Origin of the sequence: Leptolyngbya sp. BC1307, assembly GCF_002286735.1 — a bacterium.
Lineage (GTDB): Bacteria > Cyanobacteriota > Cyanobacteriia > Phormidesmidales > Phormidesmidaceae > Phormidesmis.
In genome coordinates this window covers 21,628-46,962 of sequence record NZ_NRTA01000009.1, presented here as the reverse complement: position 1 = coordinate 46,962, position 25,335 = coordinate 21,628, and the positions used below count along the sequence as shown (strand labels likewise).

The following is a 25,335-nucleotide window of genomic DNA, read 5'->3' as shown; positions in this document are numbered from 1 at the left end:
GGTTCATGATGGCTCAGTAACCCTTCAATCCATCCGGTTAACGGGTGAGATGAGGTGTGATAGTAGTGATAGTCCCCGTATAGAAGCTGGCTCTACAACGGCCAGTAGAGAGAAATATGTTTTCTGACATTGCGCTGCATTGGGCCAGCGAGTGCATTCTAGCGCTCGCTCAACGCGGCCTGATTAGCGGTTACCCCAACGGCGCGTTTCGCCCCGACGGTGTGGTTACTCGCGCCGAATTTGCCGCTCTGATGCCCAAACTGTTTTCTCAGATCAGCGAGCGTCAGGCCCCGGCAGTTTTTCGCGATGTCCCGGCAGAGCACTGGGCTAGTGAAGCGATCGCCTGGGCGAGCGGACGTGGTCTATTTAGCGGCTACGAAGACAGTAGCTTTCGCCCCGGTCAAACGATCTCTAGAGTGCAGGTCATCACGGTGCTAACAGTCGGTATCGAGGCCGCACAGGGAGTGGATGCGATCGCCGCGCAGATTCCCGACCTGACGGCACAAGCTTTTAGCGATATTGACCAGATACCGGCCTACGCCCGAGAAGCGGTCGCCTCGGCGCTAGATCGCAAGCTTTTAGAGCCGCTGAGCGAACCTCGCCCGCTGCGACCCAACCAGGCCATTACTCGCGGTGAAGTCGCTGCTTTGCTTTGCCGACTGCTGAGCGTGCCCTCAAAAGAACTCATTCGCAGCTATCCTGAGCTAGAGCAGGCTCAGAACCGGCAGGCTACCTTTCAATCCCTACATCGACAGGAGGCGGGCTTTAATGCGGAAAAACTAGCTTTTTTGGACCGAGGCATTCAGCGATCGCCCTTCCGCAACAAACTCTCTCAATACGCGCCGCAGTTACAGTCTGTGCCTCAGCTGTCGGCTGCTGTGGCGACGCCGCTGACAAAGCCGGTGGCTTACCCTTCCCGAGGCGATTTGCTCTTTCCGACTGAGGGCGCACTGGATTTTCTCTCGTCAGATATTTTATCGGCCTGTGTGTGTGTCTCTACCGTGCAAAAGGGTGAGCTGCAAACGCGCTGGCTAGGCAAAGATGCGCTGAGCGATCGCCAGCTCTGGAGCGCGACTAAGTTTGTGCCGCTGCTGAATGTGACCGCCCGTGCCAATATCGCTGCCCCTGCTGTAGAGATTGGCCGCTGCCAGGTGCGCGCAGTCGGAACGCAAAGCGGCTACTCATTTGACGATTTGGCGAAGGGCATTGTCACCTATGACAATCGAATTGCCACCTCTAATTCGCTCGCGGCGATGTTCAAGCATTTTGAAACGCCCGCTCGTTTGGAGGAATGGACGCGGCAGCTCACGGGCAACGGCCAGCTGTCTTTTCAGGGACGCTACGGTGAAGCGCCCTTCATCGAATTTCCGCAGCTATGGGATCCTAAAACCCGGCAGGTGCTGCTGCAGGCGGCTGGCGAAAAGCATCAGGGTCAAAATTTGGTCTCCACTTACGATCTCACCCGGCTGCTGACCATGGCCGGTTGGCACTGGCATCTGCCTCAGTCCGCAGTGATCCCCGGCATTCAGGGACATAGCCTGTCCAGCTTTATTCAGGCGATGGGCGCAGATACCGCCCGGTACGTAGATGTCGCGCTAGACACTTTGGGATTGACCGGGTATGTGCGATCGCCCGTGATTATTTCTAAAAGTGGGTTTGGTCGGAGCGATCAGCGCGATCGCACCGAGCTCACCTACAGCGCTCTCGTCCAGTTCAGCCTGCCCCGGCAAGGCGCGCCCGACCCCACCGCCACCCATCAGCAGTATTCTCTGAGCTTTACGCTAATAGCAGCTAAAGCAACGGGCGATGCCAATCAAGAAGCCAGATACGTCGATGCGCTCATGGCCGCTGAGGTCACCGAAATTCTGCGACGAACCATCACGAATCAACTATAAGACCCGCTATCAAACAGCGCTTTGCCATCAATCGGTTTGTACGACATCCAGTCGGGAGTCTACGAGCCGTTTGACCCAAGCTTTTAGATAGTCGCGGTTAAGCGCCTGCTCTTTGGGAATGTCAGTATCAGCCGGGTAAGGCATCATGCCGCGCACCGCTGCCTCGGTCACACAAAACATCGACTTTTGAAAGCTCTGACAGAGCTGCACCCGAATATCATCTTGACCGCGCACCGACGCTTGGTACATCTCTTGCAGATAGTCCGGCACATAGTGGCGCATGTCCTGCATCAGTAAAGTGGGGGGAATACCCGCGCCGCCGATGGGCAGCGGGTCGGCAAAAAGTGCGCCGTAGCCAAACTGAGCCTGGTCAATTGGCACCTGATGCGCCTGAGCGTTGTAAGAAACGGTGCCAAAAAACGGCGTCCCGCGAATGAAAATACTTTCTACGTAGGGCACTGCCGTATCGGACAAGAAGGTTAACCCTGCAGACTCTGGAATAATGTCGTAGCGGGTGCCGCCAATCGTAACGCCGTAGGTAATAGGCCGCGCTGCACTGGCTACCAGCTCTGCCTTGATCAGCTCAACGACATCAGCGATCGCGGTGATTTTTCCCTGCCTATACTGTTTTGCTAACTTAGCAAACATATCGCTCATAACCCGCCAAAACTGGCCGAGACCCGAGTAATAGGCAAGCTGTCGCACCTGTTCTGGCAGATAGTCTGGGAAGAATCGGTTGAGCGTCAGCAGCAGTGGGTTAAACCGAATTCTGGCCTGAATCGCCGGGCTACAGGAAGCCCAAAACTCGTCGGAATCTAAGTAGTCATCTAAACCGCCGCCGCCGTGCCAGACCATCGTCCGCATGACGTACTCGGCATACTCATAGTTAATTCGGTCGTGCCAGAGGTGCTTGGCAATTTTTTGGGGCGTTATTTCGCCATTGAAGTACTTAAAGATTGGGAATAGTACTAAAAACTGATGCTCGGCGATATAAGTCAGGTTGATAGCATAGGCGTCTAAGACAACGCCATAGGTGTCGAGCACGCCGACGACTTCTTTCAGGTTTTCGGGGGTGTTGGGCAGTAAAGTCTGTCCTGCTAGCAGGCGCTGTACGTAGTCTGCGGCAGAATAGATGGGAGCGAGCTTAGTCTGCCTAGCAGAGGATGGGGTCATAGCGATCGCGCTTGCATAAAACAGCCGGTCAGAGATCGAAATTGCTATTGCAGAATGTCAGCGGTCGAGGCAGCGGGCACCGGCGCAACCGTGAGGACAATCATTTGTTCAGGAACGGGCGTAAAGGCGGTAGTGGTCGGCTCCATCCATCGGGTGATCCACTCTGGCTGTAGACCAAAAGCGAAAATGAGCAGAACTAACGCTAAGGCCGGCATGCGATCGCGCCACTTCACCCCTGGCAGTTCGGTGTCTACAGGCACCCCCAGTCTGGCAGGCTTGACCGCCAAGCGGCCAAAAAAGACTCGGTTGATCATCAGCAAAAAATATACCGCCGTGAGTCCGGAGCCTACTATACACAATAGCGTCTGAGGAGCCCGGCTCTCAAAGCTGCCGCGAAATACAATAAATTCTGCAATAAAGCCCACCATCCCTGGAATACCGGCGCTAGCCATCGCCCCTAGCACCATCAGCGAGCCGATAAAAGGCAGACCGCGCTCTGGCGCTAAGAGACCGCGCAGTACGGTCAGGTCGCGGGTTCCAGTTTTTTTGTAGACCACGCCGACCAGTAAAAACATCAGCGCCGAAATTAAACCGTGGCTCACCATCTGCAAAACCGTGCCCAAGATGCTCAGCGGTGTTGCCGCCGCCGCCGCCAATAAGATGTAGCCCATATGACCGACAGAGCTGTAGGCCACCATTTTTTTCATGTCAGTTTGGGCGATCGCCGCTAGCGACCCATACAGTACGCTGACCACTGCCCACCAGGCCAGCAGCGGCGACAGATCGAGCCAGGCTGCCGGAAACAGGCCAACGCAAAAGCGCAGCATTCCGTAGGTACCCAGCTTCAGCAGCACCCCAGCGAGCAGCACCGAAACCGGCGTTGAGGCCTCCACATGCGCGTCCGGTAGCCAGGTGTGAAACGGCACCAGCGGAATTTTGATGCCAAAGCCAATCAGCAAAACTCCCATCAGCACCGTTTGCTGCACCAGCGTCAGCCCTTGCGCCAGCGCCGGGTCGTAGTCAAAGCTACCTGTCCCTGACAAGAAGACCAGCCCCAAAAAAGCCGCCAAAATCAAAATGCCAGAAAACGCCGTATAGATTAAAAACTTGGTGGCCGCGTAGCCGCGCCGCTCGCCGCCCCAGATAGCAATCAGCAGATATAGCGGAATCAGCTCTAGCTCGTAAAACAGGAAAAACAGCAGCAGATTTTGCGCCAGAAAAGCACCTGCTACTGCGCTGGCAATCACCAGCAACAGCGGATAGTACAGCCGGGGTCGCTTCACATTGCTGCTGATATAAACTGCCACAAAACTTAGCAGACTGTTCATCACCACCAGCGGCAGCGCAATTCCATCTACGCCCAGCCGGTAGCTGAGCCCGAGCGGCTCCACCCAGCTAATCTGCTCAACAAACTGAAACCCGGAATTCCCAATGTCAAACTGGCTGACTAGATAGACCGACAGGGCCATCGTGACCCCCAGGGTAATCAGCGCCCCTAAGCGAGCCTGGGCAGATTCGAGTGGCCTTGGCCAGAGGCTGATCAGCAAAGCCCCTACCAGAGGGGTTAACAGCAGCGCGCTCAGTATCACAGTTTTCCTCGTATTCTCACTCGTTGCATTCCTACTGCTGGCATCACTGTTCCTGGCATCACGACTCCTGGCATCACCACATCGCCCAAGTCGTCATCAGTACCAGTAGTCCGACGCCGAACACGATAGTCAAAATGTAGTTTTGCGATCGCCCCGACGCACTATATTTCAGCCCCTCGCCACTCAGCAGCGACGCCGCTCCGACAAAGTTCACCGCCCCATCTACGACATAGCGATCCATCCAGCTACTCAAATCCGACAGCCGTACCACCAGCCTGACCACCGTGCCCTCATACAGCCGCCCGGTGTAAAAGTCATTGCCCAGCAAATCTTGAAGTACCCGCAGGGGAGCCAAACTCGACCGGGACCATGCCCGGTTCAGCGGCAGGTAGAAGCCCAGCCCCGTTCCGAACAGACCAGAGCCGACCAGCAGCAGCACGGCTGGCAAATTAAAGTACTCCAGCGGCGGCAGCAGCGACATCCGCGCCATCAGCAGCGGCAACACCAGCACAAAAACCGAGAGAATCACCATCGGCAGCGCCATCAGCCAGCCTACCTCCGGCGTCCGGCGAGTCTTCGGCTGCGGCTTACCTAAAAACACCAGCCGAAATACTCTTACCAGATTCAGCGTCGTCAAGAAATTCACCAGCAAAAACACCCCTACCAGTACCGGATGCTCCTGCCACAAAAAATCTATCCCCAAGCAAAACGACCAAAAACAGCCAAAAGGCAGCACGCCTGCTAATCCGAGCGCACCGGTTAGATAAGCCAACGTCGTCGCCGGCATCCGTGACCAAATCCCCCCCAGCTCCGTCAGGTCTTGATTGTTCGTGGTGAAGACCACTGCGCCGATACTCATAAAAATCAGCGCCTTCGCGACTGCGTGGGTAAAGAGCAGCGTCAGAGCCACGCCCGGCCACTCTGTGCCAACCGCGATAAAAACCAGACCGACGTAGGCACTGGTGGAATACGAAAAAGAACGCTTAAAGTCGATCTGTGCCAGGGAAACCAGCGCCGCGCCAATGGCGGTAGTGACTCCAATTGCAATCAGCACATCGAGCGTAATCGGCGAGAGCACCACCACTGGCTGAATTTTGATCAGCACATAAGCGCCGCAGGTAACCACCACAGAGTTTCGCAGAATAGACGCGGGGCTCGGGCCTTCCATCGCTTCATCGAGCCACAGATGCAGCGGAAACTGAGCGCACTTACCGGTCGGGCCAGCAATCAGCGCCAGCCCCATCAAAGTCGCCGTCGCCGGAGCCAGATCAGCAGTTTTTACCCAAACATAAAGATCGTCAAATCGGAGGCTGCCAGCGTAAGTACTCAGGGCTACTAACCCCATCAGCAAAAGCACATCGCCCACTCGCTTGGTTAAGAAGGCATCGCGTGCCGCCGTCACCACCAGTGGCTGAGCGTACCAAAAGCCCACAATCAGGTAGGTAGAGAGCGTCAGCATCTCCAGCAAGAAATAGCTCGGAAACAGCGAACTGCTCAAGATGATGCCGCTGATAGCGCCTTCAAAAAATCCCATCAGAGCAAAGAATCGGGCCAGTGCCCAGTCTTTTTCCAGGTACCCCATGCCATAGATTTGAGCGAGCAAACTCAGCCCGGCGGTCAGCTCCAAAAAGATCAGGTTGACTGCTGACAGATCTAACGAAATAGAGAGATTGAGCCCAGCTACATCAAGCCATTCAAAGCTCACTTCCTGGCTACCGGTATTCCAGATCGCCTGTAGCAGCAGCAGGCCGTGAAGAGACGCCAGCACTGTCATGAAGACATTGATATACATTGCGGGCCGAGGTCCGGTCTGGCGGATTAGCCGGGTAGCCCAGGGCAGGGCCAGCAAGGCTCCCAGCAGTCCATACAGGGGAATCAACCAGCTCCATTGAATCAAAAACTGCATTACTGACATTTCAAAATTTCAAAAACAGTGGCTAAATCTCGTCTTGGCTATATTCCACTTCACGTCGCGCTGATGGCCCAGCCAAAACTGGAGATAGGCGGCGTCGAAAAGGGAAAGCGCTCAAGTTGACTCAGGGGCGGTAACCTAGCAAAGACGACAGCGCAAACTTCAATAGACTTAAACTTTTTTCAAACTCAAACTTTTATGAGAGACGAGCGATCGCATGAGCGACCCGAGCATCTCATTATTCTCAGAATTCCATCTTACCTGAGCGGTGAACCCTTCTCATCGTCGCGCTAGGTCTCTTACATCGGTTAACTCAAATTCATTTTTCAACACAAATAGCAACGATCTCTTCATAAGTTTTAATAATGACTCATATTAATGACAATCATTGAGGCTTATGTTGTCAAAGCGACAGCGTCACTTTATTCTGAATGATGACGCAGTGAGTTATGCAGGCTAGCCTGGAAAATTTTTGAGCGTAGAAACAGCTGGTTCCTAACCATTTAGTACTGACCTGAGATCTCCGTGGTCAGCACTAAGCGGTTAGGCGCGGCTTACTCTACCGGAAAGACAACCTGCCATAGCTTTTTAATTTGAAGGAGATTGTAACGAATGCCTATTGCTGTAGGAATGATCGAAACGAAGGGTTTCCCCGCAGTGGTTGAAGCGGCTGACGCGATGGTCAAAGCGGCCAGAGTCACCCTAGTGGGCTACGAGAAAATTGGTAGCGGTCGGGTGACTGTGATTGTCCGAGGCGATGTTTCTGAAGTGCAGGCCTCTGTTTCTGCTGGCGTTGAGTCGGTAAAGCGGGTGAATGGCGGCGAAGTACTCTCCACTCACATCATCGCGCGGCCTCATGAGAACCTGGAGTTTGTGCTGCCAATTCGCTACACCGAGGCGGTGGAACAGTTCCGCTCATAGCAGCTGAGAGCTTGATTCGTCTTCATGCGCGTGGCTGTTTGAGAGCGTTCTTGAAAGCAGCTAAGGGGTAAGAAGCGGTCAATCTAAGCCGATTGAGGTCGAGGCGGTTACGACCTATCTAAACAGGTAGGATTTTAGAAGAGTTGGGTGAGTGCGGTCTTAACACCTTTGTCTCGAACGTAGTGCAGGCAAAGGCATGAGGCGATTGGTTGTTTTTAGTTTTCTTTAGGAAAAGAGTATGGCAATTGCAGTAGGAATGGTGGAAACTTTGGGTTTCCCCGCAGTGGTTGAAGCGGCTGACGCGATGGTCAAAGCGGCGCGCGTCACTTTGGTAGGCTACGAGAAAATCGGGAGTGGCCGGGTCACCGTGATCGTGCGAGGCGATGTCTCTGAAGTGCAAGCATCGGTCGCCGCTGGCGTTGAAAATGTGAAGCGAGTGAATGGTGGTCAGGTGCTTTCCACCCACATCATTGCGCGCCCTCACGAAAACCTGGAGTTTGTGCTGCCGATTCGCTATACCGAGGCAGTAGAGCAGTTCCGCGAGAGCGTGAGCGGCATCCGCCCCTACGGTAGATAGGCATGCGCCTGGCCAAAGTTAGGGGGACGGTGGTGAGCACCGTCAAAGACGAAAGTCTCAGGGGGGTGAAGCTACTGCTCGTGCAGTTGATCAGCGAGTCTGGCAACCCCCAGGATGACTACGAAGTGGCCGCTGATGTGGTTGGAGCAGGGATTGGGGAGTGGGTGCTGGTTGCTAGAGGCAGCTCGGCTAGGCAGCAGCAGCGCTATAGCGAGAAACCTGTGGATGCGGCCATTATCGCCATTATTGACACCGTCAGCTTAGACTCTGGCCTGCTCTACGATAAACGAGAAGACTTTTAGGTAAGGAATGGGGTCAAATGGTAGCCCAAAACGTGGCTCCCGCTAACCCACGGTTGAGCCGACTGATAGGTCCGACGGTGGATGCCTCTGCCAACATTCATGAGTTCTCTTTACTAGAGGGTGATGTGCGGGTGGGTGCTGGGGCACTGGTGTCACCGGGCACGGCGGTTACGGCTGAAGCGGGCGCTGCTGTGGTCGTGGGCGATCGCACTAGCCTCTTGCCGGGGGTCATCATAGAAGGGGCTAGCGGCGCTCAGGTGATGGGTGATCGTGGCCCCTGTTCGGTTTGGCTGGGCGATCGCACCGTCGTCGCGCACAAATCTATCATTCACAGTCCGGCCTTCATCGGCAAGGACTGTTTCATCGGCTTTCGCTCCACCGTGTTCAACGCTCGCCTGGGCGATGGCTGCGTCGTGATGATGCATGCGCTGATTCAAGACGTGGAGGTGCCGCCCGGTAAGCAAGTACCTTCAGGCAGCGTTATCACCAGCCAGCACCAGGCCGATCAGCTCCCTGACGTGCGCGCCCAAGACCTTGAGCTTGCCAGAGAAGCCATGGGCAGCGCAGCCTACGCCAATAGCCGAGGCCAATCCCAGCAGGGCAGCTACGCTAGCCAGTCATCCCAGGCGCGTTTCATTCCCATTCAAAGTCACTCAGCGAGCGTCAGCCGTTCTGCCCGGCAGAGCCCATCCCATCAAACCTTACCCAACCATTCCTACGCTACCGAAGGAGCAGCCATGCAAACCCAGAGACTCGCACCAGAAATTGTCCAGCAGGTTCGTCAGCACCTGAGCCAGGGCTATCGTATCGGGATGGAACATGCCGATAAGCGTCACTATCGCAGCGGCGTTTGGGAAACCTGTCCGCCCGTTAAGGACACGCGAGAGCAGGCAGTGTTTGCGGCCTTAGAGCAGTGCCTTTCAGAGCACTCAGGTGAGTATGTGCGCATGTTTGGCATCGACCCGCAGGTCAAGCGACGAGTAGGCATGGTGACTGTGCAGCGTCCAGATGATCGACCTGTCAGCATTGATGCCAAGGCAGTAGCGAGCAGCAGTTCTAGCTACAGCACCTCTAGCAGCTCTAGCTACAGCAATTCTAACTACAGCAGCAATGGTAACGGCAGCTCCTCAGAACTGAGTCCGGGGGTGGCTCAAGAGGTGCGAAATCTGCTGCAAAGCGGCTACATAATTGGCACTGAGCATGCTGATCCGCGTCACTATCGGAGCAATGTTTGGAAGGTTTGTTCTCCGATCAAATCCAATCGCGAGCAGGAAGTGTTTTCCCATCTAGAGCACTGCCTAGACGAGCACAGCGGTGAGTATGTGCGCATGTTTGGCATCGATCCTCAGGTCAATCGTCGGACGGCCAATACGACTATTCAGCGGGCTGATGGCAAGCCGGTGAACGTTTCACCCGGTCGGCCAATGGCGGATGTGAGTGGCGATCGCACCTCCAGCTCCAGACCAGATCCCAGACAAAGCAATTCCCAAGGCCACAGCCAAAGCCACAGCATTACCGGCGGCAGCGACGAAGCAGCGGTCAAAGCCGTTGGCCAGATCGTCCGGCAGGGCAACCAGATTGGCGTGGAATATGCCGACGCCCGGCGCTATCGCAGCGGCATCTGGCAGACTGCCCCCATCTTGCAGGCCCGCAATGAGTCAGGCGCAATTAGCCAGCTCCAGCGGTTCCTCAATGAGCATGCTGACAAATACGTGCGGATTTTTGGCATCAATAGCGCTATGAAGACGCGGACAGCGGCGACTACTATCCAGAAGCCGGGTAAAAAAGGTAGCCAGAGTCAGTCAACGGGCAAGCAAGGTGGATTTGGCCAAGATCCCATCAACGAGAATCCGCCCCATTACGACGACCCCGCTTACCTTCAGTCTGGGCGAGGTGGCGGTAGTGACCGCAGTGGCGGCATGGACCCCAAAGTTATGGATCAGGTGACTCAGCTCGTCAATCAGGGTCACAAAATCTCTGTTGAATACGCCGACAAGCGTCGCTATCGCAGCGGCATTTGGAAAACTGGAGCGGCTATTAGCGCGCAGCGTCCGGCTGAAGCGATTTCGGCACTGGGTAAGCAGTTAGCACAGCACAGAGATGACTATGTAAAGCTCGTCGGGATCGATCCGCAAGCGAAGCGACGGGTCGTAGAGATGACGATTCAAAAACCCGGCCAGGGGGTTTCCGGGACAGGCCCAGACCCTATTAATGCCAACCCACCTCACTATGATGATCCGGCTTATCGCGGTCAGCCCAGCAGCTACGGCAGCGATCACTACAGCAGCGATCGCGTCGGCGGTGGTTACGGCAGCGGCGGTTACAGCAGCGGCGGTTACAGCAGCGGCGGTTACAGCAGCAACGGTGGCAGCAACGGTGGCAGCAGCGGACTTGAGTCCAAGGTGATGGATCAAGTCACGCAGCTAGTAAACCAGGGCCATCGCATCTCGGTTGAGTATGCTGACAAGCGGCGCTATCGTAGTGGCATCTGGAAGACTGGTGAAGCGATTGATGCCCGCCGTCCGGCTGAGGCTATCTCTGCACTCGGCAAGCAGTTGGCCCGGCATCAGGGCGACTATGTCCGTTTAGTTGGTGTCGATCCGCAAGCCAAGCGTCGTGTCCTAGAGACGACGATTCAGCGCCCATAAGCGACCTGCCGTCACTGCAAGCATCCTCTGTAACCAACGTGACCCTAAGGGACCCTACTCTCGTCAGCTCGACCCATTACTGTGTGATGGGCGATGTCACTATTGATGAATCGGCAGCGATCGCACCCGGCGTGGTTTTACAGGCAGCATCGGGCAGTCGCATCGTGGTTGGTAGAGGTGCCTGCTTAGCTGCTGGCGTTTGTGTACAGTCGCGGGCAGGCCTGCTGACGATCTCAGCAGGCGTCAGCTTGGGGTCCAGCGTGTTAGTCGTCGGCAAGGGCACCATTGGAACGAACGCCTGCGTCAGCCCAGGCAGTACGCTGATCAATCCATCCGTGGCAGCCGACACAATTCTGCCGCCCGACACGTTAATCGGCGCTCAGCCAGATTCGCCACAGCGCAATGACTATAGCCGGGCTCAGCCGGTCAGAACTCAACCGGTCAGTGCTCAAACAGAAACGTTCAAAAATACTTTTGTTGAACCTGGGCCAATTGCACCCAAACCCATATCGGTTCCCGATCTGAGCGATCAGACCAGCACCTTTGTGCCACCACCGCTGCTCAACCAGCCCTTCAGCCAGCCGGTTCAGACCAACGGATCACTCAACGGCCCCCATAACGGCTCCTCGACTAATGGCGTACAATCAGGCTATGGATCGTCATCACTCGCTGCGCCCACCCCTAACCATCAGGTATACGGCAAATCACAGGTGACCGAACTCATTTCAGCGCTGTTTCCCAACCGGCAGCCGCTGAACGACAACTCTTCTTCTTAAACGTATGCAGTCAGATGCTACTCCCCTTCGCAAGCCGACCGTAACTGCCCGCAATTGGCTGCACGATACGGCGCTGGGCATGGTCTCAACGACGAGCTTCCCGGCAATTATTGGCACAGCCGATGCCATGATGAAGTCTGCTAACGTATTTTTGGTGGGCTACGAAAAGACGGGTGGTGGCCACTGCACAGTTATTGTCAGAGGCGGTGTCGCCGACGTGCGCATGGCGGTTCATGCCGGTGAAAAGACTGCTCAGCAGTTTGGCCAGTTTATCTCTTCTTCTATGATTCCTCGGCCAATGGCTAACCTGGAGGCGGTTTTACCCATCACCGCCCGGCTAGAAGATCTAGAAGGTGTGGGCCAGTCAATGGGCGGCAGCGCTATTGGCCTATTAGAGACCCGAGGCTTTCCGGCGATGGTCGGTGCGGCTGACGCGATGACCAAATCAGCCGAAATTACGCTGCTCTCTCACGAAACCATCGGTGAAGGGCTCTGCACGATTATTATTCAGGGCTCACTTTCTAATGTGGTGATTGCCGTAGAAGCAGGCATGAATGAGGCTGAGCGCATCGGCGAACTCAACTCGGTGATGGTGATTCCTCGGCCACTAGGTGAACTAGAGCGCAGCTTACCTAAGGCGCAGACTGTCGAAGAAAAGCAGCCTCAAGCCGTGCGGCTACCGCTGAAGCTAGAAGAGCGCAAGGAGCGGCAGAAGGAACTGATTCCGGCTAGAGCCCCGGAGCTAGAGACCATCGAGAGAAAGCGGCAGTCGGTGCCGATCAAAGAATTAGAAACCGAAGAACTGTAAGGGGGGCCGGGCTACTCCAAAAGAAGGCGAAGTGCCTACGACTGCGCTCAGCCCTCTCAGCTGTGCTGCATCAGTTAGTGAAATCTGTCGGGCCTTCGTAGCCAGAAGCAGCGGCCAGTGTCTCCAGGGTTTGAGTCCCTTCTAGAAACTGACCGTTTACCTCCCAGGAAGGAAACCCTTTAAGCTCCGGAATAGCCTGACAGACGGCAGTTTGCGAGTTCAGGCCATCTGGCGCACATTCGACGTAAGGCATTTGTGCAACTGCCTCTTTGCCGAATAGCTGCTTTTGATCATGGCAATGAGGACACCAGTAAGCACCATACATATTGGCTCCAATGTCGTTGAGGTGCTGAGCTAGCGCTATTTCAGCCTCACCAGAGGCCGTTGTAATCGCTGGTCCGGCCCCTTCAACTTGAGCCCCATCGGCGGCCTGCACGCCCGAGTTTAATGGGCCGCCGGGCACTGCGTAAATGCCAAATGTCCCGACTAGCGCTAGCGTTGCCACAATTACGCCGGTAAACAGGATCTGACCGCGATCATCCCAGCGCCGCCCTAGCAAGGTGAGCAAAAACATTAGAACTGTCATCGTGGCCGAGGCAATGCAGTAGAGACAAACCGCTTTGATCTCGGTAGACAGCACATACATTAAAAAGCCGCTGAAGACCATCATGCCGGTCGCCCCGATAAACAAGAGCGGCCAGGTGAGACCTTCTAGCTTAGTGCGCAGCGCTTTATTTTTCTCAATACTGACCAGCAGCGGCGCTACGGCTAGTACCAGCATCGAGAGGTAGGATAAAAAGCCAAACAGCGTCAGCGGCAGGCCAAAGATAGTCGCCCATTCGCTAGAGAGAACGCGATCGCACCCTCCCAAACAAGCCGCCGTTTTATTCATCAGTTTCACGACGGTCAGATAGCCGGTACCGGCTGCGCCAATGGCAGCGATCGCCCCAATCAGCGGGCGCGACCAGCGGTGAATCCAGAGCGTTTCCTGGCGACGGCGTCTCATAGCAAATGCCTGGGCGAATGCCTGGCGAGTAAAGTCTTCAAAAATCAATAGCGCTTGAAATTTTGGATCGAAAGCCCCTAGAGAATCTTAGACAAAAATACCCGTGATCGAACAGGAATCTGTCACAGCTATTTAACTGGCTGCTTGATCCACGGTTGTCATCGTTGTTTAGGCTCTATCCAAAGATCGGCTTAGCCGACTGGCAGCGAGCGGTTTACCTGGGCAATCACGTCATCTCGCTGCGCCAGCCCCTGCTTCAGCGCAGTGGTAAACTGCCGCACCCGAATCGGGTCAATCGACTGCTCAATTTGACCTTTGCGCTTAAGCGAACTAGAGACAATAACCCCGTCAGCAGAGCGAATCAGCTGCGGAATATTCTCCCAGGTTGCGCCGCTACCGATGAATACAGGTGTCTCCCCTGCGGCTGCCCGCGCCAGCTCCAGATCTTCTAAACTCGGCGGGCTGCCGGTGGCCCAACCTGACAAAATCACGCCATCGGCTAGCCCCCGAAAAATCGTATCCTGCACGGCTGTTGTCAGGTTGGGCGTCCCCAGTGGCCGAGCGTGCTTGACCAACACATCGGCCAGTATTTTGACATCGCTACCGAGTTCGCGGCGATAGCGCAAAATGTCGTGAGCCTCACCTTCAATCAGCCCCTGATCGGTCGCCATCACCCCTGTGAGTACGTTGACCCGGATAAAGCTAGCCTCTGTGCAGGTGGCGATCGCCAGCGCACTCCGGGCATCGTTACGCAATACGTTAATCCCAATCGGCAGCGGCACCAGCTGCTGCAGGCGCTGCACCACCAAGCTCATAGCGCTGACGACCGCCGGGTCTACCTGCGACTTAGGAAATGGCGCGTCAAAGAAATTTTCTACAATCAGGCCATGAGCGCCGCCTGCCGCCAGGGCTGTCGCTTCTTGCTCGGCGCGGGCAATCACTGCCTGCAGGTCGCCTTGCCAGCGGGGAGAGGTCGGCAAGGGCAGCAGATGAACAACGCCAATCGCAGGGTTGGCCGTTCTAAAAATCTGGGTTAAGTCCACGGGGTTATTATCTCGGACTCGTCACGTCGTTATTTTGTATAAAGTGGGACAGGGCCGTCAGCGATCGCTTCAAGACCTCGATCTACCTTAACAGTCAATGCTGAGAGTTTGAGCTGAAGTTTGCCAGGCAGACGCTTTGACGACAGCGGCAACGATTTTTCTCTCGTCAATTGTGTAGTTATGTTATGATTTTGGAGAAGAGGATTGCTTTTTGCTTCGAGTTCCTGAAAGCACGGCTTTAGGGTTGCCTGGTGCCTATCCAAGTTCGGGAACAGATTGGGTCAAGTTCGGATGGGCCATTCACAGAGCGATCGCTACACCTGCTTTGTGTCAGATTGGGCTAGTACGACTATTTAAACTGAGAGCATTTCATGGGACAAAAACCCACCATTGCAGTTTCGCACCTGGGCTGTGAGAAAAATCGAGTAGACAGTGAGCATATGCTGGGCTTGCTCGCGGCAGCGGGCTACGGCGTAGGTGTCAACGAGGAACTCGCTGACTACGTGATTGTCAATACCTGTAGCTTCATTGAGTCGGCCAGGGAAGAGTCTGTTCGCACCTTGGTAGAACTCGCCGAAGCGGATAAAAAGATCGTCATCACCGGCTGTCTGGCTCAGCACTTTCAAGGCGAGCTGCTGGCAGAAATTCCCGAAGCGGTGGCGCTAGTGGGTACGGGTGACTATCACAAGATAGTCGACGTAATCGAGCGGGCCGAAGCGGGCGAGCGCGTCAAAGAAGTGTCGGCTGAGCCTACTTATATTGCTGACGAAACGGTGCCTCGCTATCGTACGACCTCAGAAGGGGTGGCTTATGTGCGAGTAGCTGAGGGCTGTGATTATAAGTGTGCCTTTTGCATTATTCCGCACTTGCGGGGGAAGCAGCGATCGCGCCCCATTGAGTCCATCGTGGCCGAAGCTCATCAGCTCGCCGCTCAAGGCGTCCAAGAGATCATTCTGATTTCTCAAATTACTACTAACTACGGCGTCGATATCTACGGCAAGCCCAAGCTAGCAGAGCTGCTGCGCGCCTTAGGCGGAGTCGATGTGCCCTGGGTGAGAATGCACTACGCCTATCCTACTGGCCTTACCCCGGCTGTGATTAGCGCTATTCAAGATACGCCCAACGCGCTGCCCTATCTAGATCTGCCCCTACAGCACTCCCATCCAGAAGTCTTGCGAGCGATGAACCGCCCCTGGCAAGGACAGGTCAACGACCAGATCATTCAAAATCTCAAGGCGTCTTTGCCCGACGCCGTCTTGAGAACTACCTTTATCGTCGGCTTCCCTGGTGAAACCGCCGAGCACTTCGAGCATCTCAAGTCCTTTGTGCAGCGCCATCAGTTTGACCATGTCGGCGTTTTTACCTTTTCCCCCGAGGAAGGCACTGCCGCCTACGACCTGCCCAACCAAATTGAGCAGTCCGTTAAAGACGCTCGCCGCGACGCGCTGATGATAGCCCAGCAGGAGATTTCCTTTCAGCGCAACCAGGCCCAGATAGGCCGCGTCGTCGATGTACTGATCGAGCAAGAAAATCCATCCACGGGCGAATTAATTGGCCGCAGCGCCCGGTTTGCCCCCGATGTCGATGGCTTGGTGTATATCAAAGGTCAGGCCGCGCTAGGTCAGCTAGTGCCGGTCACCATCGAATCGGCAGACGCTTACGACCTGTTTGGGGCTGTCGTTGCCCCAGTCTTGGCCTCAGCCCCTAGCTAGCGCCTGCGCTGCTGTTTCTCAGTCTCACTCTCATTAGGAACACAATGACCTCTTCATTTGCTGATTTAGGACTCTCCCCCGGTCGCGTCAAACATTTGAACGATATGGGCTTTACTAAGCCAACAGCAATCCAGGCTCAGGCCATTCCCCATCTGATTGCCGGTCACGACGCGGTCGGGCTGGCACAGACGGGCACCGGGAAAACAGCGGCCTTTGCGCTGCCGATTTTGGAGCAGGTCAATGTATCCAACCGCTACGTGCAGGCGCTGGTCTTAACGCCGACTCGGGAGTTGGCGATGCAGGTGAGTCAAGCCATGCAGGGTTTTACGATAGATCGGCGGCTGCAAGTTACCGCTGTCTATGGTGGGCAGTCGATTGGGCAGCAGCTAAGTCGTTTGAGAAGAGGATCTCAAGTCGTCGTGGGCACCCCTGGCCGGGTGATTGACCTGATTGACCGGGGCGGCCTGGTACTTGACCAAGTCAGCGTCATGGTGCTAGATGAAGCCGACGAAATGCTCAACATGGGCTTCATTCAAGATGTAGAAAAGATCCTGTCTCACACGCCCGATGAGCGGCAGACGGCCTTTTTCTCAGCCACAATGGAGCCCGCAATTCAAAAGCTGGCCGCTCGCTTTCTCAAGTCTCCAGTGACGGTGAGCGTGGAGCCGCAAAAAGCCTCGACCGCTCGCATCAAGCAAATTGCCTATGTGGTGCCCAAGGGTTGGACTAAGCCGAGAGCGCTGATGCCCATTTTAGAAATAGAAGACCCCGAATCAGCCATCATCTTTGTGCGTACCCGGCGCACGGCGGCGGACCTTACCCGCCAGTTGCAAGCGGCAGGCCACAGTGCCGATGAGTATCACGGCGACCTCACTCAGTCTCAGCGAGAGCGACTGCTACAGCGTTTTCGTCAGCGGCAGGTGCGCTGGGTAGTGGCGACCGATATTGCAGCGCGGGGCATCCACGTTGACGACCTCAGCCACGTGATCAACTACGAGCTGCCAGATAACTTAGATAGCTACGTCCACCGCATCGGTAGAACGGGCCGCGCTGGCAAAGAGGGCCGCGCCGTCTCGATAGTGAGCCCGTTAGAAAAGTACAAACTCACCCGAGTAGAAAAGCGGTTTCACAAGCCAATGGAATATTGCAAGGTGCCCACTCAAGCAGCGATCGCCGCGCGTCATCTGGAAAAACTACAGACCCGAGTGCGAGAAGCGATCACCAGTGAGCGCGTAGCCTCCTTCTTACCCATCGTGTCTCAGCTTGGTGAAGAATACGACATTCGCACGATTGCGGCGGCGGCACTACAAATGGCCTATGATCAGGCGCGACCGACTCAGCTAAGGGCGGAGGAATACGCTGACAAGCCAAAGCCAAAGCCAGTCAAACTGAACGGTAATGAAGCTACTCCTCAAGAGAATCGCGTTTCAACTTCTCAGTGATGGAGCCGCACTAAAGCCTGTGATGCCCTGTGATAAACAATCACAGGGCATTTGTTTGAAGCTGTTTATTTCATCTATTGAGTTAGGCTTTGCCTAGTTGCGAGGACACGCAACTATTAACTATTTGAGTCTTACTCCAGCAGCCAAGCAAACAGTTCTTTGATCGTGAGCTTTAACTCATTTGAAAATGATGGTACGGGAACAACTCTATCTGGCTCATCCAATACCTCAGGTTCTTGTTTTGGACGATAGATAAACACAGTTTGTTCACCGGGATCAATTAACCAACCCACTTCGGTTCCGTGCTGTAGACAGTGCAGAATATTCTTCGTTACTTTTGTTTGGCTTTGATCAGGAGAGAGGATTTCAATTGTCCAATCTGGTGCAGTAGGAAACGTATTGGCAACCTCTCCATTCTCATCACGGGGAATTCGGTTCCAGCGAAAAACTGCAATATCAGGAACAGTTGAACGGCCACCAAAGGTACACCGTAGCTCAGGAAACGCACGAGCAATACGCCTAGGCTTGACTACCCCATTGATAGCAGGTACAAGTTCTCCTTGAATAACGCTATGTTTCCCTTGGGGCATCGATTTTTGAATAATTTGGCCATCAACGTATTCACTTGCAGGCTTCGTCTCCGGCAATTGCAAAAACTCCGCTAAGGTCAGCGCTTTAGATAGTGCTTGTACCATTCAGGTTTACCCCTTTGCCTGCCAGATCCTGAACTAACCACTATTCTATCTAGAAATTGAATGAGGTATGCTTCCACAGGTTGCTTTAAGCTCGAGCCCTATTTTGCTGTCTCAAAATCAGACATGAGATTCAACCTGACTGACTGCGCTGCAATTTCAAGGCATTGTGCAAAGAACCTCAAATTGTGCTGAAGCTGTGTAAAACCCCATACAGATTCTGTGGGTGGGTAGCCTAATATAGGAACACTTCACTGTGCTGCTACTGGCCTTACTGGGAGGAAGCGATACCTATGTTAGTTATTTTGATGGAAAATCAGCTCTTACCTCCCGCTGCCGTCTGTCAAAGTTGCCCGATGGCGAACCAGAGCGGTCTGCCTCGCTGGCAACAGGGCCGTCTGCGCTGCGGCCATCCGATTGACCAACCGCTGCACCAGGGGCCAGCCCAGTACGAATGCACAATGGGCTTTCGGATTGCGGAACTATCAGATCGATAGGCGATCGCTCCAAAAATCACCGACAGATAGAACCGACAGGTAGAATGGATACGCTATGCTAAGAGCGAGGCTGTGGTAGCCAGAATTGTCCCTGAGAACTGTAGGAGTCTGCTATGAATGGATCTGCAACCGCCCTAGATAGAGCTTTTGCAGCCCTGTCATATGTCATGCCGCTAGCTTCTGCGCTCGCTGCGGGCAGCTACTTTTTTACATTCTTACAGGTGCAGGCACCCGCTGTCCTCAGAGTCATCTCCCTGATACTCGCTCCTTTACAGCCCCTGATTGCGCTTGAAAACAGCATTTTTGGCCTGTTTATCTTCATTGCACTGTTCGTCTTCGTCATCAGAAATACGAATATCAGCCGGTTCATTCGCTTCAACGTGCTTCAGGCAATTTTGGTCAGCTTCATGATTTCTATCGTCAGCTTGATTCTAGATGTGCTGGAGCTAACTCGCGGGCTGGTGGGTGAAACCCTTTTGAACGTCCTATTTTTGGGCGGCATGGCGATCGTCATTTACTCCGTTGCTCAATCAGTATTAGGTCGCTACGCTGAGATTCCGACAATTTCAGATGCGGTCAACATGCAGATGCCCTACTAATGAGCGGCTAGCAGCACACCCGCTATACCTCTGACTGAAGCGCTAGCTCTTTTGAGACTGGCGCTTTTAGGATTTTGGCATGTACTGTGTTCTCCAGGCAGCCGATGCCTTCAATTTCGATACGGATGCGATCGCCCAGCTCAACCGGCCCTACCCCTTCAGGCGTACCGGTCAGCACCACATCTCCTGGCAACAGCGTAATGGCCTGACTGATATAGGCCACCAAATAGTCTGGCGCGAAGATCATGTCGGCAATAGAGCCCGACTGAGCCGGTTGAGTTGCACTATTAACAAACGTTTTCAGGTGAGCCCCCGCTGGAATTTCTCTGACAATCCAGGGGCCGAGCGGACAAAATGAGTCAAACCCTTTGGCCCGCGTCCATTGCCCATCTTGTCGTTGCAGGTCGCGAGCGGTCACGTCGTTGGCAATGGTGTAGCCCCAGATCTTGCTACGGGCCTCGGCGACTTCGCAGTTACTGCAGCGATCGCCAATCACAACTGCCAGCTCACCTTCGTAATCGACCCGCTGAGACTGAGGCGGGTAAAAGATTGGCATGTCAGCAGCAGTCACTGCCGTCGGCGGCTTCATAAACAGCAGCGGCTGCTGGGGTAAGTCGTTGCCTAGCTCGGCGGCGTGTTGGGCATAGTTACGACCGACCGCAATCACTTTGGAGGGCGCACAGGGAGCTAGCAGCGTGTATTCTTCTAACGCAAGTTCGGTAGCCGTTGCCTGTCCGTTGCGCCACGGCGGGGCATCCAGCACCCGTACCCGGCGATCTGCCTGGAGTAACCCATAGTGAAGCTGCCCTGATGATGATCGAACTCGGACATAGCGCTGCGACATAGGTTTTGGGTTATCCCTTAGGTGGACATGCTCTTTGGCCCGCACAAGCAGGCGCGGTTCTTGGTATGATTGTAAGCCCTTGCTTTTACCCACGCTACGCTCGATGCCCAGATAACGCTCATAACGGGGCTCAAACGGGCGCAGAGCGGCAGCGGTAAAAGCCACATGACCACAAGGACCTCAACTTTAAAGGCTATGAACACACTTTACGAAACCATGTACATTTTGCGGCCTGATCTCGGTGACGAAGCCGCTGACCAGACGATCAGCCGCTATCAGGATCTCCTCAAAGAGCAAGGCGCTGAAATGCTCGAAACCCAGCACCGGGGCAAACGCCGTCTCGCTTACGAAATCAATCGCTATCGGGAAGGCATCTATATCCAGATGAACTACCAGGCTCCCGGAACAGCGATCGCCCCCATGGAGCGAGCCATGCGCCTGAGCGAAGACGTGATTCGCTATCTCACTATCCGCTTTGAAGAGCCGACCGAAGAAAGCGATGAGCCAGAAGCGATCGCCACAGCCGCACCGCTCGGTTCGTAAGGCAAGGCACCAACAAGATAGCAGGCTGCACGCAGCAGACATGGCCCTCGGGAAGTGTCTGCTTTTTCATGCTTACAGTAACGAATGTCTCTTTTTTTACATAGCCACCTCAGTCTTCATCAGGTTTTCTTTATCGTTTTAGAAGTGATATATATCCAGAAGCGACTGGTCAAAGGGTGTAGCTCTACCCCGCGCTAAGGTTTTGACAAGGCATCCTTACCAGACCATTTGACCGTTAATCCATTCGATTACACAGGAAGGTTCGCCAGTGACTCAGCTAGTTAGCAGCAATGTTTCGAGCAGTCAGTCAGAAATCGCCCGGTTAAAAGAAGAGCTGTCAATGCGTGACCAGCTCGTACAGCAGCTTTCTCAAGAACTTTTTCGACTGGTCAAAGGCAATCAGGACTTCATGCCGACCCCCGAAGTCTCTGAGCAACATCAGCAGGCAGTCAGATCGCTGCGCGAGCAGCTACAAAAGCTGGAGGAGCAGGTCACTTTCTATCAGGCACAAATTGAAGAGCGAGACGAAGAAGCCTACCAGCTACGCCAAACGACTCAAGAGCTGACAGACCGCACCCGCATGCTAGAGCAGGTCGTCCAAGAGCTGCCCAAGATCTACAAAGAAAAGTTTGCAGAGCGCATGTCTGCTGTTAAAGACCGGGTAGCCAAAATTCAACAGGAAAACCGTCAGCTTCACGCCGAGCTGCAAAGCACCAGCTATCGCCTGGCTGTACGTAGCCGTCAGGGCAGCCTGCATTTAGATTTGCCTACTTTTCCGAGTGAAATGCTGGGCACTAACTCTATGGCTAGCTTTGCCAAGGCAGGCACCACAGAATAGATCGTTACAGACACTGTCCTCGGCTCATCTGTAGATTGGGTTTGTCCGTAAATACTGAATTGACACTTCACGAAACAACGCGCCAAGATTGATAGGTATAGCCATCCGCCAGATCATCTAGCAGATGGCAGTTCACATGGCCTTGCCGCATAACGGCTTTATTGACACTTCATGTCAGGGCCCCTGTGAGCAAAGCTATAGTATAAAAAGCCAACCGCGTTTGGGCGCAGAGCATTTTGCATGGATGAATTGATATCTCTGGAGACGATGCAAGCGATCGCTCGCGAATATGGGTATTGGGCTATATTTTGCGGCATCCTGCTAGAAAACATGGGTATTCCCATTCCCGGAGAGACGGTCACCCTGGTGGGTGGTTTTTTGGCAGGCAGCGATGAATTAAACGTGTGGTACGTATTAGCAGCCGCTACAGTTGGGGCGATCATTGGCGATAGTGGCGGCTACTTGCTGGGCTATTACGGCGGCTGGCCGCTGTTGGTTCGCATTGGCAAGCTGCTCAGAATCTCAGAAGACAAGCTGGTGGGATTGCGCGATCGCTTCAGCCAAAACGCAGACAAAGCCGTCTTACTCGGTAGATTTGTAGCGCTGCTGCGAGTCTTTGCTGGGCCTTTAGCTGGCATCACCCGCATGCCTTACCCTAAGTTTTTACTCTGCAACGCGATCGGCGCGGCTACCTGGGCATCGGTCATGGTCAGCCTCACCTACTTTCTAGGGCGACTGTTTCCCTTAGACGTGCTGGTTAGGTGGGCAGCAGAATTTACCGGCGTCGCGCTGATCGTTGTGATCGGTTGGGTGGCGATTACCTGGTGGCTAGAGTCACGGCGGGCCACACCGCAGGGCCAGTAGGTCGAGGCAGCAAAGGATAGCTATCACGGCAACTCTTCCTTCAGGTGGCCTCACGCTGCCAAATCGGGATACTGATGAAAAATGCTGTGCCCTGACCGACTTTGGAGATGAATTTCAGCTCACCACGATGCTTTTCGGTGATGATTTGATAGCTGATTGACATGCCCATGCCAGTGCCTTTGCCGACGGATTTGGTTGTGAAAAACGGATCGAGAATTCTAGGTTGAATCTCAATGGGAATGCCGGGGCCATTGTCAGCAATGCAGATAATCGCCCGGTCTTTTTTCAGTTTGGTGGCAATCGTAATCTGCGGCTGCTCAGCTTCGGCTAGCGCATCAATCGCATTGACCAAAATGTTCATCAGCACCTGGTTGAGCTGACCGGGATAGCAGTCTATCTGAGGCAGCAGGCCGTATTGCTTCACGACTGCAATGCTTTCGTCGCGGTCGTTGGCTCTGAGACGATGGCTCAAAATCACTAGCGTGCTGTTAATGCCATCGTGCAGATCGACCGTTTTGACTGCAGATTCGTCGAGCCGAGAAAAGTTGCGCAGCGAGAGCACAATTTCTCGAATGCGCTCGGTGCCGATGGTCATAGAGTTGAGCAGTTTGGGTAAATCTTCTCGGACAAAATCTAGATCGATGGCTTTTAGCCGTGCGGCAATGTCCTTAGTCGGCATGGGATAGGCTTGGCGATATAGCTCAATCAGACCCAGCAGATCTTGAGTGTAGTCTTGAGCGGGCTGCAGGTTGCCGTGAATAAAGCCCACCGGATTGTTGATTTCGTGGGCGACTCCGGCCACCATTTGTCCCAGGCTGGACATTTTTTCGGCCTGGATAATTTGGGCTTGGGACTGCTGGAGCTGCGCCAAAGCTGCTGAGAGCGCCTGAGCCTGTTTGCAGCTTTGGGTATAGAGGGTGGCCTGGTTGATGGCGATCGCCAACTGATCGCCCACTGCCTGCAATAATTCCACCTCACCAGCGCTCCAAACATGCGGGCGATCAACGTAATGGCAGATAATCACCCCGGTTTCGTCAGTATCAGTGCGGATTGGCACTAAAATTTCTGAGCGGATGCCCAGCCGGTGCAAGGTCGCTTTGTAGTCTGCATTTTCACAGATATGAGCATCATCTGTCCGGCTGATCACCTGATTTACCAACTGATTGGTGTCAATTCCTAAGTAATCATCGGGATGATTTCCCATGCCGTCGCGCCCCATATCATCAACCGCTTGCACCATTCGCCAGCTAGGAACGGCTGTTGTGGTATCTAACCAGGCAAAACCGCAGTAGTGCAGCTTTAGGCATTGGTGTACAGCTGTGAGAGTCGTGGAGATGACAGTATCTAAATCGAGAGAATTACGGATCTTGGTGGTGACTTGGTTAAGGACGGCCTGACGTTCGGCGGTTTCCTGGAAGATGGCTTCGGCAGCTTTGCGATCGCTAATGTCGCGCATGATCGAAGAATAATATTCCACAGTGCCATCTGCTGCCTTGTGACAAATAATCGCCTGCGAGACCGGAATCTCTCGTCCATAGCGATCGCGAATGAAGGTTTCACCGCGCCAACTGCCCCGCTTCGCAGCAATAGGGAATGCCTCGTTGAGCATAATGTCGGTGGTCTCAGGAGGGGTGATATCGCTGATATGAGCCTGACTGACTTGGTCGGCTGGAATATTAAAAATGAGCTGGCCAGCGCGGTTAAGATAGTGACCATAGCCTGTGGTATCGGCCATACCGACAATATCAGGCGTTGCCTCTAAAATCGCTAGCAGCCTGGACTGTTTATCTTCTAGCTCTTTTTGCTCAGTGATATCTTCGATGACTCCCAATATACCGATGACCTGGCCGTCATTGTTGTGTAGCGGTATTTTGCTGGTTTTCAACCAGGCTTGCCGCCCTCCAAACTGAAGCATCGGCTCCACGATATCTAGTTCTGAGCGATCATCGACCATAACTTTCTGGTCCCAGTCATGGAACCAGTCTGCGTGCTGCTTCCACACCAACTCACGGTCACTTTTGCCGATAATATCCGCCACAGCTTCTAATCCAGCAAAGCCTGCAAATGCTCTGTTACAGCCCAGATAGTGACTTTTTCTATCTTTCCAAAAAATAGCAGAAGGCATTGTGTCAATCACCTGCTGTAGCAACTGGCGAGACTCTTCTGAAGCGACTTCGGCCTGTTTTTTAGCGGTAATATCGGTAGACAAGATCAGCAATTGGTAGATTTCACCAACCGAGTTTTTTATGGGATGGATACTGAGGTTCCACCAGGTGTCTCCTGTCTCAGCAGGCAGCTTCTCTTCAAAGGCCATCCTCTGGCCAGCCTGTACGCAGCAGGCGTAGTACCGCTGATATACCTCAGCGACCTCAGGCGGAAACGCCTCGCTCAATCGCTTACCCCGAATCTGCTCGACGGGCACCGGGCTAGCAGCGACAGTGGCCGCATTAAACGCTAAAAAACGAAAGTCCGCGCCATCTTCTAAAACCTCCACAACATATATGCCGTAGGTAGGGTCGTGCCACAGCGCATTATAAAAGGCCATCGGATCTAAAACGGGTTCGGTCTCTTCAGGCGGGGCATCGGTCAAACAACTGTTCGTCATCAATGGTTTTAACCTCTACTGGCATCTCTTGTTAGACTTCGGTGGAGAC

22 protein-coding genes are annotated in these 25,335 nt (G+C 54.2%); 14 read left to right on the top strand and 8 right to left on the bottom strand.

Annotated elements, in window-relative coordinates:
* Positions 1–116: 116 nt before the first annotated feature.
* Positions 117–1,895, top strand: coding sequence for an S-layer homology domain-containing protein (locus CKL79_RS07450; protein WP_121968958.1), 1,779 nt, complete (start codon positions 117–119; stop codon positions 1,893–1,895).
* A 27-nt stretch (positions 1,896–1,922) separates the two neighbouring features.
* On the opposite strand, the gene CKL79_RS07445 is transcribed toward CKL79_RS07450, so the two are convergent.
* The 3 genes from CKL79_RS07445 to CKL79_RS07435 all read right to left on the bottom strand — a co-directional run bounded on the left by CKL79_RS07445 (position 1,923) and on the right by CKL79_RS07435 (position 6,563).
* Positions 1,923–3,068 carry a CO2 hydration protein gene (locus CKL79_RS07445; RefSeq protein ID WP_121968957.1) on the bottom strand — a complete coding sequence of 382 codons (1,146 nt, stop codon included), beginning with the start codon at positions 3,066–3,068 and terminating at the stop codon, positions 1,923–1,925.
* A gap of 44 nt (positions 3,069–3,112) precedes the next feature.
* On the bottom strand, positions 3,113–4,654 hold the full coding sequence (locus tag CKL79_RS07440; RefSeq protein ID WP_121969027.1) for an NADH-quinone oxidoreductase subunit M: 1,542 nt from the start codon (positions 4,652–4,654) through the stop codon (positions 3,113–3,115).
* A 76-nt stretch (positions 4,655–4,730) separates the two neighbouring features.
* Positions 4,731–6,563, bottom strand: a complete 1,833-nt coding sequence (locus CKL79_RS07435; RefSeq protein ID WP_121968956.1) for an NAD(P)H-quinone oxidoreductase subunit F — start codon at positions 6,561–6,563, stop codon at positions 4,731–4,733.
* A 618-nt stretch (positions 6,564–7,181) separates the two neighbouring features.
* Here CKL79_RS07435 and CKL79_RS07430 point away from each other — a divergent pair.
* From CKL79_RS07430 to CKL79_RS07405, 6 genes are all read left to right on the top strand, one after another.
* Positions 7,182–7,490: a carbon dioxide-concentrating mechanism protein CcmK gene (locus CKL79_RS07430; protein ID WP_121968955.1), complete on the top strand. Its 309-nt coding sequence runs from the start codon at positions 7,182–7,184 to the stop codon at positions 7,488–7,490.
* Positions 7,491–7,728: 238 nt separating this feature from the next.
* Entirely contained in the window at positions 7,729–8,067 is a 339-nt protein-coding gene (locus tag CKL79_RS07425) for a carbon dioxide-concentrating mechanism protein CcmK (protein WP_006454499.1), read from the top strand.
* A gap of 2 nt (positions 8,068–8,069) precedes the next feature.
* On the top strand, positions 8,070–8,369 hold the full coding sequence (locus CKL79_RS07420) for a EutN/CcmL family microcompartment protein (protein ID WP_121968954.1): 300 nt from the start codon (positions 8,070–8,072) through the stop codon (positions 8,367–8,369).
* 17 nt (positions 8,370–8,386) lie between these two features.
* Positions 8,387–11,017: a ribulose bisphosphate carboxylase small subunit gene (locus CKL79_RS07415; RefSeq protein WP_121968953.1), complete on the top strand. Its 2,631-nt coding sequence runs from the start codon at positions 8,387–8,389 to the stop codon at positions 11,015–11,017.
* 86 nt (positions 11,018–11,103) lie between these two features.
* Entirely contained in the window at positions 11,104–11,793 is a 690-nt protein-coding gene (locus tag CKL79_RS07410; RefSeq protein ID WP_121968952.1) for a hypothetical protein, read from the top strand.
* A 4-nt stretch (positions 11,794–11,797) separates the two neighbouring features.
* Positions 11,798–12,601 (top strand): carbon dioxide-concentrating mechanism protein CcmK, encoded by an 804-nt coding sequence (locus CKL79_RS07405; RefSeq protein ID WP_121968951.1) that lies wholly within the window; start codon positions 11,798–11,800, stop codon positions 12,599–12,601.
* Positions 12,602–12,671: 70 nt separating this feature from the next.
* Here the strand turns inward: CKL79_RS07405 and CKL79_RS07400 are convergent, their stop codons facing one another.
* Both CKL79_RS07400 and btpA read right to left on the bottom strand, forming a co-directional pair.
* Positions 12,672–13,607 (bottom strand): vitamin K epoxide reductase family protein, encoded by a 936-nt coding sequence (locus tag CKL79_RS07400; RefSeq protein WP_121969026.1) that lies wholly within the window; start codon positions 13,605–13,607, stop codon positions 12,672–12,674.
* Between the two features lie 191 nt (positions 13,608–13,798).
* On the bottom strand, positions 13,799–14,650 hold the full coding sequence (gene btpA, locus CKL79_RS07395) for a photosystem I biogenesis protein BtpA (protein ID WP_121968950.1): 852 nt from the start codon (positions 14,648–14,650) through the stop codon (positions 13,799–13,801).
* Positions 14,651–15,021: 371 nt separating this feature from the next.
* On the opposite strand from btpA, the gene rimO reads away from it, so the two are divergent.
* Together rimO and CKL79_RS07385 are read left to right on the top strand one after the other, a co-directional pair.
* A complete protein-coding gene (gene rimO, locus CKL79_RS07390; protein WP_121968949.1) occupies positions 15,022–16,362 on the top strand; it encodes a 30S ribosomal protein S12 methylthiotransferase RimO in 1,341 nt (446 codons plus the stop codon).
* Positions 16,363–16,406: 44 nt separating this feature from the next.
* Entirely contained in the window at positions 16,407–17,804 is a 1,398-nt protein-coding gene (locus tag CKL79_RS07385; RefSeq protein ID WP_121968948.1) for a DEAD/DEAH box helicase, read from the top strand.
* A gap of 131 nt (positions 17,805–17,935) precedes the next feature.
* Here CKL79_RS07385 and CKL79_RS07380 read toward each other — a convergent pair whose 3' ends face one another.
* The gene (locus CKL79_RS07380; protein WP_121968947.1) at positions 17,936–18,499 is read right to left on the bottom strand and encodes a Uma2 family endonuclease; all 564 of its coding nucleotides are present in this window, start codon (positions 18,497–18,499) and stop codon (positions 17,936–17,938) included.
* Between the two features lie 290 nt (positions 18,500–18,789).
* Between CKL79_RS07380 and CKL79_RS07375 the strand changes: the two genes are divergently transcribed.
* Both CKL79_RS07375 and CKL79_RS07370 read left to right on the top strand, forming a co-directional pair.
* Positions 18,790–18,993, top strand: coding sequence for a hypothetical protein (locus tag CKL79_RS07375; RefSeq protein ID WP_121968946.1), 204 nt, complete (start codon positions 18,790–18,792; stop codon positions 18,991–18,993).
* A gap of 113 nt (positions 18,994–19,106) precedes the next feature.
* Positions 19,107–19,592, top strand: a complete 486-nt coding sequence (locus CKL79_RS07370; protein ID WP_121968945.1) for a Tic20 family protein — start codon at positions 19,107–19,109, stop codon at positions 19,590–19,592.
* A gap of 22 nt (positions 19,593–19,614) precedes the next feature.
* Here CKL79_RS07370 and CKL79_RS07365 read toward each other — a convergent pair whose 3' ends face one another.
* Positions 19,615–20,436, bottom strand: coding sequence for a fumarylacetoacetate hydrolase family protein (locus tag CKL79_RS07365; RefSeq protein WP_121969025.1), 822 nt, complete (start codon positions 20,434–20,436; stop codon positions 19,615–19,617).
* Between the two features lie 195 nt (positions 20,437–20,631).
* Here CKL79_RS07365 and rpsF point away from each other — a divergent pair, with 195 nt between their 5' ends.
* The 3 genes from rpsF to CKL79_RS07350 all read left to right on the top strand — a co-directional run bounded on the left by rpsF (position 20,632) and on the right by CKL79_RS07350 (position 22,681).
* Positions 20,632–20,979 carry a 30S ribosomal protein S6 gene (gene rpsF / locus CKL79_RS07360; protein WP_121968944.1) on the top strand — a complete coding sequence of 116 codons (348 nt, stop codon included), beginning with the start codon at positions 20,632–20,634 and terminating at the stop codon, positions 20,977–20,979.
* A 268-nt stretch (positions 20,980–21,247) separates the two neighbouring features.
* Complete coding sequence (locus tag CKL79_RS07355; RefSeq protein ID WP_121968943.1) at positions 21,248–21,817, top strand: Npun_F5560 family protein; 570 nt, start codon at positions 21,248–21,250, stop codon at positions 21,815–21,817.
* Positions 21,818–22,057: 240 nt separating this feature from the next.
* Positions 22,058–22,681, top strand: a complete 624-nt coding sequence (locus CKL79_RS07350) for a DedA family protein (protein ID WP_205879028.1) — start codon at positions 22,058–22,060, stop codon at positions 22,679–22,681.
* A gap of 40 nt (positions 22,682–22,721) precedes the next feature.
* On the opposite strand, the gene CKL79_RS07345 is transcribed toward CKL79_RS07350, so the two are convergent.
* Complete coding sequence (locus CKL79_RS07345; RefSeq protein ID WP_121968942.1) at positions 22,722–25,286, bottom strand: PAS domain-containing protein; 2,565 nt, start codon at positions 25,284–25,286, stop codon at positions 22,722–22,724.
* Positions 25,287–25,335: the final 49 nt, after the last annotated feature.